This is a genomic window from Clostridia bacterium (assembly GCA_017410375.1).
GTDB lineage: Bacteria > Bacillota > Clostridia > RGIG6154 > RGIG6154 > RGIG6154.
Window position 1 is genome coordinate 80959 of the sequence record JAFQQW010000024.1, and the last position, 14582, is coordinate 95540.

Sequence of the window (14582 nt, forward strand, 5' to 3'; positions counted from 1 at the left end):
CAATCGTTATTCCTTTCCACCTCATCCGAGTTGCTCTGCAACCCACCTTCCCCTCAAGGGGAAGGCTTTTTTGATTTCGACATCTTTCAACACTCTTACTAGATTCAAGCCAAGTTAAAACTGAAAACTCGAGTTCAGACATTCGACGGGAGTTCGGTTTTAAGCTCTGCTAAGTGTGCGTCCTGGCTTACTGCGACTATTTTCCAGGTGTTATTGTTAAATGCAAAAACCGTTACTGATGCATTGGACACCCACGGAATGTTTTCCATTTCTTCAACCGACCCACTTTGGATTATACTTTGCGCTGCACGGATAGGGGTTGCATGGGTTGCAATGGCCACAGTTTTTCCGTCATTTTCTTCGGCGATTTTGGTAAGTGTCTGCATAATTCTGTCGCCAAGCTGTTTTACCGTTTCGCCGCCGTCACAGCCGGCTTTACCTATATGATTCATCCACACAGCATACGACTCAGGAAATTCTATGCATAACTCGCTGAATTTCTCGCCTTCCCACTTTCCGGCAAAAATTTCGCGAAGATTTTTATCTTTTTCAACCGTCAGACCGGTTTCTTCTGCCAGGCACAAAGCCGTTTTATAAGCGCGCTGTAAGTCGCTGGAATAGATTTTTTCCACCTTATAATTTTCCGCAATAAACTTTGCGGTTGCCTGTGCCTGTTTTACACCTTTATTCTGCAAATCCGGGTCAATCTGACCTGCAAATATGCCTTGTCGGTTTGCTTCACTTTCACCGTGTCGGATTAAAATCAATGTTGTCACTTTTTATCGCTCGCTTTCTGTTTTCTCAATTATTTAACTAACTATATATTTTATCATAAAATACGTATTTTTTCAACAATAAAAACAAAAAAAGGCAAGCTTTGCTTGCCTTTTTAAGGTTCATTATTTTTTCTGCATCAGATGTATGCCAAAACCGCCGAATTCTTCTGCCAGATAGATAAACTTTCTGGTGCCGTCATCGTTAAATGTAGCACTTTCTTCGTTGAATTTCACACCGCGGAGACCTAAGTGATAAATTGCACGTTCTACATTGTTGGTAAGGATTGCAATGTGTCCGCATTTGCCGGGGCCTTTGGACTTCATCACTTCAAACTGAGAGGTTACAAATACGCTCTTTGCGGTATCCTTTTCGAGGGGCTTACCCAAAAGCATTGCAAACATTTCTGCTGTTTTCTTCGCTTCTGCATCGTTATCACTGTTGATACCGATGTGTGCAATTTCAAGACCGAGCATGGTGTCTACCGACTGCTTGGTGAGCTTTACGATTTCATCCCAGTTTTCTTCGTCGATATAGCTTTCTTTTACCATGAAGCTACCGCCACAAGCCAAGATTTTCTTGTTTGCGAGGTATTCGTTCACGTTATCCAAAGAAACACCGCCGGTGGGCATGAATTTTACGTTGCCGTAAGGTGCGGACATTGCCTTGATTTTAGCCAGACCGCCACTCTGCTCTGCCGGGAAAAATTTTACTACATCCAGACCCAATTCCAGAGCACCTTCAATTTCAGAAGGTGTGGTGCAGCCCGGAAGGGGTGTTACACCGTTATCCAGGCACCATTTAACCACTTTGGGGTTAAAGCCGGGGCTTACGATAAATTTTGCACCTGCGTTTAAGGCACGCTGTGCCTGTTCAATGGTAAGTACTGTACCTGCACCAACCAACATATCGGGATATGCGGTGGAAATGGCACGGATAGCATCTTCAGCCGCATCGGTTCTGAAAGTAACCTCAGCTGCCGCAAGACCGCCTTCGATTAAAGCTTTAGCCAGCGGTACCGCTTTGCTTGCGTCATTGATTTTAATAACCGGAATAATACCGATATTATAAACTTCCTGTAAAATGTTCATTGATTTATCCTCCCAACAATTATCTCTGCACACGACCGCTGCCGTCGCCGCCAACCAGATTGTCAACCTCTGCACGGGTTACAATGTTCATATCTCCGGGGATGGTGTGCTTTAATGCAGATGCCGCAACACCAAATTCTAATGCAGATTTGAAATCTTTACCGTCCAGCATACCGCAGATTACGCCTGCCGCAAAGCTGTCACCGCCACCTACACGGTCAACGATAGGTGTGATTCTGTATTCTCTGGAATGATAGAATTCTTTTGTATCTCTGGAATAAATGCAAGCGGACCAGCCGTTATCAGATGCAGAATGAGATACACGCAAAGAAGAAATTACATATTCAAAGTTAAACTTTTCAACCATCTGTTCAAAAATGCTCTTGTAGCCTGCAAGCTCCAATTCACCGCTGGTTACATCGGTTTCACCGGGTTTGAAGCCTAATACTTTTTCCGCATCTTCTTCGTTACCGATGCAGACATCTACATACTGCATGAGGTTGGTCATGATTCTCTGTGCCTTTTCGCTGGACCAGAGTTTCTTTCTGAAGTTTAAGTCGCAAGAAACTTTAACACCCTTTGCCTTAGCCGCTTTTAATGCAATTTCGGTCAGTTCTGCAGCCGCATCGGATACAGCGGGAGTAATGCCTGTGAAATGGAACCAGTCACAGCCGTCAAAAATCTTATCAAATTCAAAGTCTGCCGCAACAGCGGTAGAGATAGAAGAATGTGCTCTGTCATAAACTACGTTGGATGCACGCATTGCCGCACCGGTTTCTAAGAAATAGATACCAAGTCTTTCACCACCGCGTGCGATGTTTTCGGTCTTAACATTCATCTTGCGAAGTGCTGCAACCGCACATTCGCCAATGGGGTTCTGCGGAACCTTGGTTACGAATTCTGCGTCATGACCGTAATTTGCCAAGGATACTGCCACATTGGCTTCACCGCCGCCGTAGCAAGCATCAAATTCGTCTGCCTGCAAAAATCTTTCGTTGTTAGGTGTGGATAAGCGAAGCATAATTTCGCCCATTGTTACTACCTTTGCCATTTTTATTTTCCCCTTTCAATCACAATATGTTTGACATATTATTTTCTTTATTATATAATAACATTAAAGATCGCATGATTTCAACCACTATATTAAGGAAAATGTCAAAAATATTATGATTTTAAAGGAGAGTATCATGCAAAAGAATCAGAGCGAAATCACCCGTAAAACACTTTTTAGTGCAGATAAATCACGCCTTACCGTATTTCACTCGTTTGTACCTGCGGAGGAAAGTGCATTTTACGAGCATCATCACACTGCGTTTGAAATCACCATGGTAAAAAGCGGAAGCGGAATTTATGCCACCAACGCCTCGGAGTTTGCTTTTAAAGAAAACGATGTTTTCTTTTTCAGCACCGACGAAATTCACTGGCTGAAAAAATTAGACTGCCCCACTACCTTTATTAACATTCATTTTGAACCACGTTTTATCTGGTCTTCAAAGATGGGAATTTCCAACACAGAGCTTTTAAAAATTTTCTTTAAGCCCAAAAACAAAGCCATAAACAAAATGCATGAGGAGGGCGGTTTTGCCGAAGCAGTAAGGGAACTGATTTTAAAAATCGAGTCAGAATCCATATCCAAAAAGCCCGAATACGAAACTCTTTTAAAGGTGCATCTGATGAATATTTTGGTAGAAATGATACGGGCATATGACGGCGAGCTTTCTGATACGGATATCCTCTACACCTCGCACACCCTGCGGTATATGGAAAAGGTGCTAAACTATATTGATTCGCATTTTGAGGCCGACCTTTCTTTAGATGAACTTTCAGACGTCGCCCACATGAGTAAAACCTATTTTTGCCGACAGTTTAAAGAGTTAAACGGCATCTCCCCCTGGGACTACATCACCATTAAACGCATTGAACAGGCCATTTCTTACATAGAAACCACAAATCTTACCAAGCTCGAGATTGCCGCAAAGTGCGGATACAACAACACCTCAAATTTCTATCATGCCTTTAAAAAGGTAACCGGTAAAAATCCGTCTGATTACAAAAAATAAGCGATGCGCTATGCGCATCGTTTTAAATATACATTGTTTTTCTGAATTCTCTGGGCGACATGCCAAACTTTGCTTTAAAGCATCTGGAAAAGTAAAACTGGTCGGAAAAACCAAACTTTTCACTGACCGCAAGCACAGTCATATCGGTTGACCTTAAAAGCTGAACCGCCTGAAACATAACGGTATCATGAATGTATTGATTCACCGACATGGAAAGCTCCTTCTGAAACCGTTTTGTTAAGGTGCTTTTGGACACAAATATTCCCTCAGCAATATTTGAAATTGTAAGTTGCATAGAAAGATTCTGCTTGATATACTGAAGCGCCTTGAATATACACGGTGAGTAATCTTCACTTTCTACTAAAATTCCATGTGCATCAAGCATTTTAAGCAACACTGCATCTACTGACTGTCTTACTTTAAGCCAGTCGTTTATCTTATTGCTTCCTATGTTCCGGCAAATGGATTCATCCACTTCCATCTCGAGCCAAATGGGTTGTGTCACATTCCTGAGCAAATCCACCTCGTCATAATCAAACAATTTAATATGAAAGAAAATATGCGAAAAACTCTTCTCGCAGTCAAAATCAAAAGTCACCCCTGCAGGAAGCAGATACCAGTTTCCGGGCATAAGGTGAATTTTTTGCTTGTCTGTGCCAATAATCGCTTCTCCGTCCTTTGCATAATACAACCGCGAATAAACCGGATTTCTGACCGTTCCGGTCCATTCTTTGCCCACCGTTGCGTATCCGCAATGCAGGACGGTCAACCGTATACGGTTGACATATTTACAAAGATTAGGGTTTGTTAAAATCTTCATACGCAAATCTCCATATTTTTTACGCAAAATTCCCTTGTATTAAAGGATTTTTAATTTAAGATGTAATTAGAATACATATATTGTATCATTCACCGCAACAAAATGCAAGGTGTTTTTTAAAAAAGGAGGGATTCTTTTGGACGGCAAAACAAAATGGTATATTGTAGACGGCTATCGCCCGTCACCAAAGCCTGACCCAAGTGCAGTATACGAGGGACACGAAAGCATCATGATTTTAAATACAAACGACCAGGATGCGCACATTTTAATCAGTATATATTTTGAAGACAGAGATCCTGTTGAAAACATCCCGTTTACCGTACCTGCAAAACGAATCCGATGCTTCAAATCGGACGACAAAGAGGTGTTGCAGGGCTTGGAAATCGGAATCGGGGTGCAGTATTCCATGGCAATTAAAAGCGATGTAGGCGTTGTAGTGCAGTATGGCAGACTGGATGTTCAGCAACCAAACATGGCATACATGGCGCTGATGGCACAAAATGAATAAAGGAGGATAAATATGGATATTCAAAGTGTATGCGGTGCAGTAAAGCGGGAAGAACTCGGAACGGTTACCACCCACGAGCATGTTTTACTGGATTTAACCGCCTTTTATCAGGAATTACCCGTACCGGGAATTGATGATCCCGCAACACAAAAGGTAGAAATGTGGAATTTAGGCATTCTAAGCCGTGACTGCTACGCTTTAAAGGATAATTTGCTTTTAGATAACGAGCAGACAGCCATTGACGAACTGAATTTCTTTAAAAACGCAGGTGGCAATACGGTTGTGGATGCTTCCCTGCCCGGCATCGGCAGAGACCCAAAGGCTTTAAAACGCATTTCCGAGGCAACCGGTCTTAACATTGTTATGGGTACAGGCTTTTATGTAGGTGAAACGCACCCGAAAGCTTTAGATTCCATGACCGACGAACAAATCGGTGAACTGATGGTTAAAGAACTTAATGAAGGCATTGACGGCATCCGCGCCGGCTACATCGGTGAAATCGGCATCAGCGAAATCTTTGATGATAAGGAACGCCGAGTGCTTCGTGCAGCGGCAATCGCCCAGAAAAAGACAGGTGTTGCTATCAATGTACATATTAACCCCTGGACAGAAAATGGTATCGAAGCCGCTGACATTCTGCTTGATGCAGGGGTTGATCCGAAAAAAATCTGCATCAGCCATATTGATGTGGAAAATCGAAAGGACTACATATATAAATTGCTCGAAAAAGGTGTGTATGTGGAATTTGACAATTTCGGTAAAGAATATTACATCCGCCGTGAAGTCAGAAATTCCGGCTACGGACTTTTTGTGCATGACACCGACCGCGTAACCCTTTTAAAGCAGATGATTGATGACGGATACCTGCGTCAGATTCTGCTGTCCTGCGATTTGTGCCTGAAAAACTTAATGCACAAATACGGCGGTTGGGGCTATGACCATGTACTCACAAACATCGTACCCATGATGGAAGATGAGGGCATCACAAATGAACAGATTCAAATATTATTAAAAGAAAATCCCGCAGATTGGTTATGCGGAAAGGAGAAATAAATTATGATAAACATTCCAAGCATCCCCCTCGAAGAATTTAAAGAGAGAGTAACAAAGGTTCAGGAAACTATGAAAAAAGAAGGATATGATTTAATCCTTTCTTACGGCAACGAAGCTGAGCCTCAGTATGTGCGTTATTTTTCCAACTATTGGCCGTCCTTTGAAACGGCAGGCGTATTAATTCCGCAGGAAGGCGCCCCCTTGCTCTTAATCGGTCCCGAAAGCTTAACGTACGCTTCAGACCGTTCCAAAATCCCGGACATTTGCAAACTTAAAGCTTTCCGTGAATCCTCCGAGCCTGAATATCCCGGTGCAAAGCTTGATACCTTTAACACAGTATTTACCAGACTTTTAGGTGACAAGCCCGTTAAACGCTTTGGTGTTGCAGGTCTGCCCCTTATGACCATTGGTTTATACGAAGCCCTTTCCGATGCGTTAAAGGTTTATGGCGATGTAAAAATCGAAAAAGCTGATTATGTAGTCAACAACATTCGTATGCACAAAACCGAAAACGAATTAAAATGTATGCGTGCCGCGGCGCAGATTACAAAAGAAACCTTTGATTATGTGCTTGAAAATATAAAGGTTGGCATGACTGAACAGCAGGTGGCAGGCTTAGCTTTAGGCAAAATGCACGAGCTTGGCGCTGAGCGTGAATCCTATCCCGTTTGGGTGCTTACAGGAAAAGGCTCCAACCAGGCAATCAGCCGTCCCCGAAACAAGAAAATTGAAAAAGGTGATATGACCTTTATTCAGATTGGTGCCCGTGTAGACGGGTATGCTTCCAGCATCGGACGTCCTGTTGTATTCGGCAAAGCAACACCCGAGCAGAGAGAACTCATTGAAGTGGGTTATAAAGCACAGGAAGCGGTTATTTCTATGTTAAAAGCAGGAGTGCCTGCCTGTGATGTTGCAAAAAAACACATTGAAAACGTAACCAATATGGGCTATGGTGACTGGTTACTTTACGGACCCTGCCACGGCAACGGCACCATGGAAGGCGAAGCACCCTGGATTGAAACGGATGCAGATTATCTTTTAGAAGAAAATATGGCGTTTTGCGTAGACATTTTCTTAGGCTCTGCCAAAACCGAAACAGGACTTCGTATGGAAGATGTGGTTTGCGTTAAAAAAGACGGTGTAGAAAACTTAACCGACTACCCCAGAGAATTATTTGAAATTGAGTGCTGAAATGAAAACTGTTGCCATATGGCAACAGTTTTTTGTTTTTTAGCATTGACATTTTTTAAAGTTAATGCTATAATATATTTAATTATAAAAACAACTAAAAATTGGAGGGTTACTTAAATGAGCAGAATTCAGACTATCGAAACCAAAAATATGGAAAAAACCGTTAAAAACGGTGGTTGCGGCGAATGCCAGACTTCTTGCCAGTCTGCTTGCAAAACTTCTTGCGGTGTTGCAAATCAGCAGTGCGAAAACAAGAAATAAGAAAAACCAACAAACCGCTGTCATCCGGCAGCGGTTTCAATTTGTAAATTTTTAAGGAGCAATTCATGGTTCATCAGTATAAATTAAACGGCTATAACATCGTATTAGACACCGCAAGCGGCTCTGTACACTTGGTTGACGAGGTGGCATATGATATTATTGCTATGTACAAAGAGAAAACAACAGAAGAAATTGTAAAAGAAATTTTAAGCAAGTACTCTCACCTGCCCGATGTGAATGAGACAGAGGTTTTAGAATGCTTAGAAGATGTAAAAGCATTGGAGGAACAAAGAAAGCTTTTCTCCTCCGACCCCTATGAACAGCTTGCCAAAGAATACAAGCAAAATTCCAATGTAATAAAAGCAATGTGCCTGCACATCGCACACACCTGTAACTTAAACTGCTCTTACTGCTTTGCAAGCCAAGGCAAATATCAGGGTGAGCGCGGACTTATGTCTTTTGAAGTGGGCAAACGTGCATTTGACTTTTTAATTGAAAATTCCGGCACCCGTAAAAACTTAGAGGTAGACTTTTTCGGTGGCGAACCGCTTATGAATTGGGATGTTGTAGTAAAGCTTGTGGAATATGCCCGAAGCATTGAAAAACAGCACAACAAAAATTTCCGTTTCACACTTACCACCAACGGTGTGCTTTTAGACGATGATAAAATCGACTTTTTAAACAAGGAAATGGACAATGTGGTGTTAAGCTTAGACGGCAGACCCGAGGTGCACGACCGCTTCCGCAAAGACTATCAGGGCAACGGAAGCTATGACCTGATTTTGCCGAAATTTAAAAACTTTGTGGAAAAACGCGGTAACAAGAGCTATTACATTCGTGGCACCTTTACACATCACAACACCGATTTTACAAACGACATTCTGCACATGGCAGACTTAGGGTTTACTGAGCTTAGTATGGAACCGGTTGTTTGTCCGCCCGATGACCCGTGTGCATTAACAAAAGAAGATTTACCTGTATTGTTTGAGCAGTATGAAATCCTTGCCAAAGAAATGATTAAACGTAAAAAAGAAGGCAGACCCTTTACTTTCTATCACTATATGCTGGATTTAAAGAACGGTCCATGCATTTATAAGCGTATCACCGGCTGTGGCTCGGGCACCGAATATGTGGCAGTTACACCTTGGGGCGAATTGTTCCCGTGCCACCAGTTTGTTGGGGATGAAAAATACAGCTTGGGCAATATTTACGATGGCATCAAAAACACCGCTGTGCAGGATGAATTCAGAAAATGTAATGCCTACGCACGTCCCGAATGCAACGAGTGTTGGGCAAAGCTTTACTGCTCAGGCGGTTGTGCCGCAAATTCCTATCATGCAACCGGAAGCATTTCCGGTGTATATGAATACGGCTGTGAACTGTTTAAAAAGCGAATTGAATGTGCCATTATGATGCAGGTGGCAGAGGAAGCCAAATGAACACCCCCATTTATGATTTCGTAAAAACATATGCAAATAAAAACAAATCCCGTTTTCACATGCCGGGACACAAAGGTTCTTCCCTACTTGGACCTGAATGTCTGGATATCACCGAAATTGACGGTGCAGATGTTTTAAGTGAAGCAAAAGGCATTATTGGCGAAAGCGAAAAAAACGCCACTTCTATTTTCGGCTCGGCACACACATTTTATACAACACAAGGTTCTACCACTGCGATCTGTGCGATGCTGGCACTTGTGGAAAGTGAAAAACCGCGACCTTTAATCTGGGCAGCGCGAAACGTACACAAAGCCTTTGTACATGCCGTGGCACTTCTGGATTTTGATGTAGAATTTATCATGCCGGAAGATTTCGCAAGCATTATCAAATGCGAAATTTCACCTCCGCAATTGTATAAAAAACTGGAAAATGCGAACAAAATGCCGGATGCAATATACATCACTTCGCCCGATTATTTAGGCAACATGCAGGATATAAAGGGCATTGCCGAAGTTTGCAAAAGCTTTAATATTCCGCTTCTTGTGGACAACGCACATGGGGCATATTTAAAATTCCTGCCCGAAAGCCTGCATCCTTTAGACGAAGGTGCGACAGTCTGCTGTGATTCGGCACACAAAACACTACCCGTTTTAACCGGAGGGGCTTATTTACATATCGCCAAAAACGCACCGCAAAGCTATGTAGATAACGCTCGCCAAAAACTGGCACTGTTTTCGTCCACAAGCCCGTCCTATCTGACATTACAATCTCTCGACTTATGTAACGCATATTTGTCAGACAATTTCAAAACAGAACTTTTAGATTGCATAAAAAAAATAACCCTGATAAAAAAGGAACTTACGGAAAAAGGGTTTGTTCTTTCGGGTGATGAACCGCTGAAAATTGTGATTCACGCCTCTAAATCCGGCTATACAGGCAAGGAACTTGCTGCTGCCTTAAAAGAACACGAAATTGAAATAGAGTTCTGTGACAACGACTTTTTAGCACTTATGTGCACTCCGCAAAACAGCAAAGCAGATTTTGAACGTCTGCAAAAAGCTTTTTCCGGCATTTCAGCCAAAGCTCCGCTTGAACAACGAACGCTTTCAATGTCAGAGCCTGAAAGAATCTGTTCTGTACGGAAAGCTGTGTTTGCAAAGCAGGAATCGGTTGCGATAAAGAAGGCAAAGGGAAGAATATGTGCTTCTCTTACCGTATCCTGTCCCCCTGCTGTACCCATTGCAATTTGTGGAGAACGGATTACAACAGAACACATCGAATTGTTTGAACATTATGGAATAGAAACTGTTGAAGTTACAAAATAAAGAAGGATATGCAATGCATTGCATATCCTTCTTTTTATTTTCTGTGGAACAAATATTTAAACATTATCGCCTTCAGCAAAAATCCGATGCTTTGGATGAACAGAATAGACGCAATAACCTCGTGAATACCCACCAGGTCGTCAAAAGGTTTAATGAGCGATGTAGCACCCGAAATCAGTTCGATAAAACCGATAATCGCAAAACCCTTCCAGCAATGAATGTGTGCTTCTTTAAGCTCTATCGTGTCTAAAATTTTCAAAATGCCCGAAAACAGCTCCCATACACAGAAAAAGAAAGGTACCATATTTGGCACAACCATTTCATTAAACAGCGGAAAGATAGAAAGCATGACCGCACTTAAGCCGTCTGCCATCAGCCAATGCGAGCCATGAATATGGTGGCTTTTTTTATAGGAAACCAAGAGATTCAGCATACCTGCCACAAACATAATCAGCCCTAAAATCTGCGATTCGTCCACAAGCCGGTGATCACGGTTCATCAAAGCAATTACACCGCCCAGACTTAAAATCAAGGCGATAAAAATCCAACATACCTGTACCCAGGAAAATCTTTTGTTTTTCATAATGCGACCCCCATTTCTTTTGACATGGTATAAAGCAAATGCACAGGCAAACCAACTACATTGTAATAACAGCCCTCTATGCCCTTTATCCATTTTGACGCCTTTCCCTGAATCGCATACGCCCCTGCCTTATCCCGGCATTCGCCCGTTGCAATATAAGCATCTATCTCTTTTTCCGAAACGTTCGAAAAATGCACAAAGGTCTGCTCGTGGGAAGTTAAAACATCTCCGTTAAAAATAAGGGTTAATCCGCTGATGACACTGTGCTTATCCCCACTAAGCTTTAAAAGCATGCGTTTGGCATCCGTTTCATCCTTTGGCTTTCCGAAAATTTCATTTCCCGACACCACCACCGAATCACAGCCAATCACCAATGTATCTTCAGGCTTGCCAAGACTTTGATAGACACTCTCTGCTTTACGCTTAGACAACGCCTCCACAAGCATGGCAGGATTTGTTATGTCCGAGCTTTCGTCCGCATCACTAACCACAATTTCAAACTGCAGATCCAAATTTTCCAATATTTCACGTCGTCGGGGCGACGCAGAAGCTAAAATAATATGCATATCTTTTTGTCCTTTGCTCTTTTTTATTATTGTAACAGATTTTTTTGAAATTTTCAATAAAAATATTGACATTCGCATATTTTAATGATATAATACGAAATCATAAAAGGGAGTAGCTTCCGTTTTCCAAGCGGATTCCGATGTCGTCATTACGATTGCTATAACAGCAATCCGTATCGGTTTTGAAAAAGCGAGACTTTTATTGCATTTCGCAATAAAAGTCTCTTTTTTTATTACAGAAAGGAGTTTTTTATGGATTTTTACACTTTAACCAAGCAAGAAACCGTTAAGCAAACACAATCTTCTTTAACAGGGCTTACGGAGCACGAGGCACAAAAGCGGTTGCAGAAAAACGGTAAAAACGAACTGAAGGACACCGAGCAAAAAGGCCTGATTGCTGTTTTTCTAAGTCAATTTAAAGATTTTTTGGTTATTATCCTGATTATCGCGGCAGTTATTTCCATGTTTTTAGGCGATATAGAAAGCTCCGTCGTTATTCTGGCAGTTATCACCGTCAATGCAATTTTAGGCACGGTTCAGGAGCTTAAAGCGCAAGCCTCCTTAAACAGCTTAAAAGCAATGTCCTCCCCTTCTGCAAAGGTATATCGTGACGGTCAGCTTCGGGTAATTGACAAAAGTGATTTGGTTGTGGGTGATGTGGTGCTTGTTGAAGCCGGTGACTACATTGCCGCAGACGGCAGAATTTTAGACAATGCCAGCTTAAAATCAGACGAAAGCTCTTTAACGGGCGAAAGTGTTCCGGTAGAGAAAGAGGATACCGATATACACGAAGAAAAACCCTTAGGAGACCGCAAAAACATGCTGTATTCCGGAAGCTTTGCCACCTACGGCAGAGCCACCATTCTGGTAACGGCGATAGGCATGCAGACCGAAATCGGTAAAATTGCAACTCTGCTCCAAAACACAAAAGAAAAGAAAACTCCGCTTCAGGCTTCGCTTGACAACTTTGGCAAAGTGTTATCCATCGGTATTCTCTTCATTTGCGCTTTGGTATTTATGCTTTCCGTTTTTCGCGGTGAACCGATGCAGGATGCATTTATTTTTGCTGTTGCGTTAGCGGTTGCCGCAATTCCTGAGGCGTTAAGTTCTATCGTTACCATCGTACTCAGTGGCGGTACACAAAAGCTTGCCAGAGAAAATGCAATTATCCGTAAGCTTCAAGCCGTAGAGGGTTTAGGTAGTGTTTCTGTTATCTGCTCGGACAAAACAGGTACGCTTACCCAGAACAAAATGTCTGTTCAGAAGCTGTTTTTTGATGGAGAAATCGTAGACAAGGATGCCACTCTTACAGAGCGACAGGCACAGCTTGTTATAGACGGTGCTCTTTGTAACGATGCAAAGGATAAGGACGGTCAGGAAATTGGCGACCCCACAGAGGTTGCACTTATTCAATTTTCAAATAAGCATAATCTTCATTATGAAGAAGTACAGACAAAGTATCCCAGACTTGCGGAAATTCCTTTTGACTCCCACCGTAAGCTGATGAGTACCGTACACAAAATTGGCCCCAATTACAAAATGTTGACCAAAGGTGCGACCGACGTATTGCTGCCCCGCATCTTAGAAATGAAAACCGCTGACGGTAAAAAAACTTTTACAGCCGAGGATGCCGAAAAGGTAATGCAAGCAAATCTTACCTTTTCCGAAAACGGACTTCGCGTACTTTGTGTTTGCGAAAAAGATGTTCCTGATTTAAACATAACCGTAGAGGATGAAAACGGATACATTCTGTTAGGTCTGATTGCCATGCAGGACCCGCCGCGTGCCGAATCAAAGGATGCGGTTGCGAAATGTAAATCGGCAGGAATCACGCCGGTTATGATTACAGGCGACCATCTGATTACCGCCTGTGCCATTGCAAAAGAAATCGGTATTTTAACCGATGATAAGCGCGGTGTTGAGGGCAAAGAAATTGAAAAAATGACCGACGAAGAACTGAAAGATTTTGTAAAGGATGTTGCTGTGTATGCCAGAGTTTCACCCGAACACAAAATCCGTATTGTCAATGCATGGCAGTCCTCAGGTTATATCGTTTCCATGACCGGAGACGGCGTTAACGATGCGCCCGCTTTAAAGCAGGCAGATGTTGGTGTTGCCATGGGTATTACCGGCAGTGAAGTGGCAAAGGATGCCGCATCTATGGTGCTGACTGACGATAACTTCGCAACCATCGTAAAAGCTATTGAAAATGGCAGAAACATTTATAATAACATTCAAAAAACCATTCAATTCTTGCTTTCGGGCAACCTTGCCGCAATTATCACCGTTCTTTTTGCATCTCTTTGCGCGCTTCCGGTTCCGTTCATGGCAGTTCATTTACTGTTTATCAATCTTTTAACCGACAGCCTGCCGGCTATTGCCCTGGGCGTGGAGCCACATAACGATGCGGTAATGCTCGAAAAACCGCGTCCGAAAAAGCAATCTATTCTTACGAAAAAAATCCTTGCAAGCATAGGTCTTGAGGGCTTTGTTATTTCTGTTGCTACAATTGTCGCTTATTTGTTCGGTCTGCAAAGCAGTCCTGAAACAGCAAGTACCATGGCTTTTGCCACGCTTTGTTTATCCCGTCTTTTCCACGGCTTTAACTGTAAGCAAGACATGCCTTTGTGGTTCAGCAAAAAACTATTGAACAATAAAAGCTTACTTTATGCTTTCGGAATCGGCTTACTCTGCCTGAATGCCGTATTGTTCATTCCGTTCCTGCACGGTATATTTGAGGTATCTACATTAAAAACTGTTGAAGTCCTTTGTATTTACGGATTTGCTTTCGGCACATTCCTTGTCATTCAGCTTTTAAAATCAGTACGAAAAATTTTAAAGAAATAACATAAAAGGGAATGTAAAAAAAGTCCGAATCGCAAAAACGCGAGTATAAAGGCGAACAAAGTTT

14 protein-coding genes are annotated in these 14582 nt (G+C 42.4%); 8 read left to right on the forward strand and 6 right to left on the reverse strand.

The window, feature by feature from the left end; genetic code table 11:
* Window positions 1–134 precede the first annotated feature (134 nt).
* From IJE10_04030 to IJE10_04040, 3 genes are all read right to left on the reverse strand, one after another.
* Window positions 135–776: a histidine phosphatase family protein gene (locus tag IJE10_04030; GenBank protein ID MBQ2967276.1), complete on the reverse strand. Its 642-nt coding sequence runs from the start codon at window positions 774–776 to the stop codon at window positions 135–137.
* Between the two features lie 123 nt (window positions 777–899).
* Entirely contained in the window at window positions 900–1865 is a 966-nt protein-coding gene (locus tag IJE10_04035; GenBank protein MBQ2967277.1) for a bifunctional 4-hydroxy-2-oxoglutarate aldolase/2-dehydro-3-deoxy-phosphogluconate aldolase, read from the reverse strand.
* Window positions 1866–1884: 19 nt separating this feature from the next.
* Window positions 1885–2916 (reverse strand): sugar kinase, encoded by a 1032-nt coding sequence (locus IJE10_04040; GenBank protein MBQ2967278.1) that lies wholly within the window; start codon window positions 2914–2916, stop codon window positions 1885–1887.
* Between the two features lie 136 nt (window positions 2917–3052).
* Here IJE10_04040 and IJE10_04045 point away from each other — a divergent pair, with 136 nt between their 5' ends.
* Window positions 3053–3925 (forward strand): helix-turn-helix domain-containing protein, encoded by an 873-nt coding sequence (locus IJE10_04045; GenBank protein MBQ2967279.1) that lies wholly within the window; start codon window positions 3053–3055, stop codon window positions 3923–3925.
* A 22-nt stretch (window positions 3926–3947) separates the two neighbouring features.
* On the opposite strand, the gene IJE10_04050 is transcribed toward IJE10_04045, so the two are convergent.
* The gene (locus IJE10_04050) at window positions 3948–4745 is read right to left on the reverse strand and encodes a helix-turn-helix transcriptional regulator (GenBank protein ID MBQ2967280.1); all 798 of its coding nucleotides are present in this window, start codon (window positions 4743–4745) and stop codon (window positions 3948–3950) included.
* Window positions 4746–4881: 136 nt separating this feature from the next.
* Between IJE10_04050 and IJE10_04055 the strand changes: the two genes are divergently transcribed.
* The 6 genes from IJE10_04055 (at window position 4882) to IJE10_04080 (ending at window position 10522) form a co-directional block, all read left to right on the forward strand.
* Window positions 4882–5253 carry a hypothetical protein gene (locus tag IJE10_04055; GenBank protein ID MBQ2967281.1) on the forward strand — a complete coding sequence of 124 codons (372 nt, stop codon included), beginning with the start codon at window positions 4882–4884 and terminating at the stop codon, window positions 5251–5253.
* A 12-nt stretch (window positions 5254–5265) separates the two neighbouring features.
* Window positions 5266–6306 (forward strand): phosphotriesterase-related protein, encoded by a 1041-nt coding sequence (locus tag IJE10_04060; GenBank protein MBQ2967282.1) that lies wholly within the window; start codon window positions 5266–5268, stop codon window positions 6304–6306.
* A 3-nt stretch (window positions 6307–6309) separates the two neighbouring features.
* Window positions 6310–7497, forward strand: a complete 1188-nt coding sequence (locus IJE10_04065; GenBank protein ID MBQ2967283.1) for an aminopeptidase P family protein — start codon at window positions 6310–6312, stop codon at window positions 7495–7497.
* Between the two features lie 117 nt (window positions 7498–7614).
* Entirely contained in the window at window positions 7615–7758 is a 144-nt protein-coding gene (gene scfA / locus IJE10_04070; protein ID MBQ2967284.1) for a six-cysteine ranthipeptide SCIFF, read from the forward strand.
* A 65-nt stretch (window positions 7759–7823) separates the two neighbouring features.
* Entirely contained in the window at window positions 7824–9197 is a 1374-nt protein-coding gene (scfB, locus tag IJE10_04075; protein ID MBQ2967285.1) for a thioether cross-link-forming SCIFF peptide maturase, read from the forward strand.
* A complete protein-coding gene (locus IJE10_04080) occupies window positions 9194–10522 on the forward strand; it encodes an amino acid decarboxylase (GenBank protein ID MBQ2967286.1) in 1329 nt (442 codons plus the stop codon). The genes scfB and IJE10_04080 overlap by 4 nt, the downstream gene beginning before the upstream one ends.
* 34 nt (window positions 10523–10556) lie before the next feature.
* Here IJE10_04080 and IJE10_04085 read toward each other — a convergent pair whose 3' ends face one another.
* Entirely contained in the window at window positions 10557–11105 is a 549-nt protein-coding gene (locus IJE10_04085) for a hypothetical protein (protein MBQ2967287.1), read from the reverse strand.
* Window positions 11102–11671, reverse strand: a complete 570-nt coding sequence (gene maf / locus IJE10_04090; GenBank protein MBQ2967288.1) for a septum formation protein Maf — start codon at window positions 11669–11671, stop codon at window positions 11102–11104. The genes IJE10_04085 and maf overlap by 4 nt, the downstream gene beginning before the upstream one ends.
* 252 nt (window positions 11672–11923) lie before the next feature.
* On the opposite strand from maf, the gene IJE10_04095 reads away from it, so the two are divergent.
* Complete coding sequence (locus tag IJE10_04095; protein MBQ2967289.1) at window positions 11924–14518, forward strand: calcium-translocating P-type ATPase, PMCA-type; 2595 nt, start codon at window positions 11924–11926, stop codon at window positions 14516–14518.
* Window positions 14519–14582 lie beyond the last annotated feature (64 nt).

What these genes read in the sequence shown, in the direction of transcription:
- maf (MBQ2967288.1), bottom strand. Translation starts at nt 11,671, where the DNA reads ATGCATATTATTTTAGCTTCTGCGTCGCCCCGACGACGTGAAATATTG.
- IJE10_04060 (MBQ2967282.1), top strand. Translation starts at nt 5,266, where the DNA reads ATGGATATTCAAAGTGTATGCGGTGCAGTAAAGCGGGAAGAACTCGGA.
- IJE10_04080 (MBQ2967286.1), top strand. Translation starts at nt 9,194, where the DNA reads ATGAACACCCCCATTTATGATTTCGTAAAAACATATGCAAATAAAAAC.
- IJE10_04065 (MBQ2967283.1), top strand. Translation starts at nt 6,310, where the DNA reads ATGATAAACATTCCAAGCATCCCCCTCGAAGAATTTAAAGAGAGAGTA.
- scfA (MBQ2967284.1), top strand. Translation starts at nt 7,615, where the DNA reads ATGAGCAGAATTCAGACTATCGAAACCAAAAATATGGAAAAAACCGTT.
- IJE10_04085 (MBQ2967287.1), bottom strand. Translation starts at nt 11,105, where the DNA reads ATGAAAAACAAAAGATTTTCCTGGGTACAGGTATGTTGGATTTTTATC.
- scfB (MBQ2967285.1), top strand. Translation starts at nt 7,824, where the DNA reads ATGGTTCATCAGTATAAATTAAACGGCTATAACATCGTATTAGACACC.
- IJE10_04045 (MBQ2967279.1), top strand. Translation starts at nt 3,053, where the DNA reads ATGCAAAAGAATCAGAGCGAAATCACCCGTAAAACACTTTTTAGTGCA.
- IJE10_04050 (MBQ2967280.1), bottom strand. Translation starts at nt 4,745, where the DNA reads ATGAAGATTTTAACAAACCCTAATCTTTGTAAATATGTCAACCGTATA.
- IJE10_04095 (MBQ2967289.1), top strand. Translation starts at nt 11,924, where the DNA reads ATGGATTTTTACACTTTAACCAAGCAAGAAACCGTTAAGCAAACACAA.
- IJE10_04035 (MBQ2967277.1), bottom strand. Translation starts at nt 1,865, where the DNA reads ATGAACATTTTACAGGAAGTTTATAATATCGGTATTATTCCGGTTATT.
- IJE10_04040 (MBQ2967278.1), bottom strand. Translation starts at nt 2,916, where the DNA reads ATGGCAAAGGTAGTAACAATGGGCGAAATTATGCTTCGCTTATCCACA.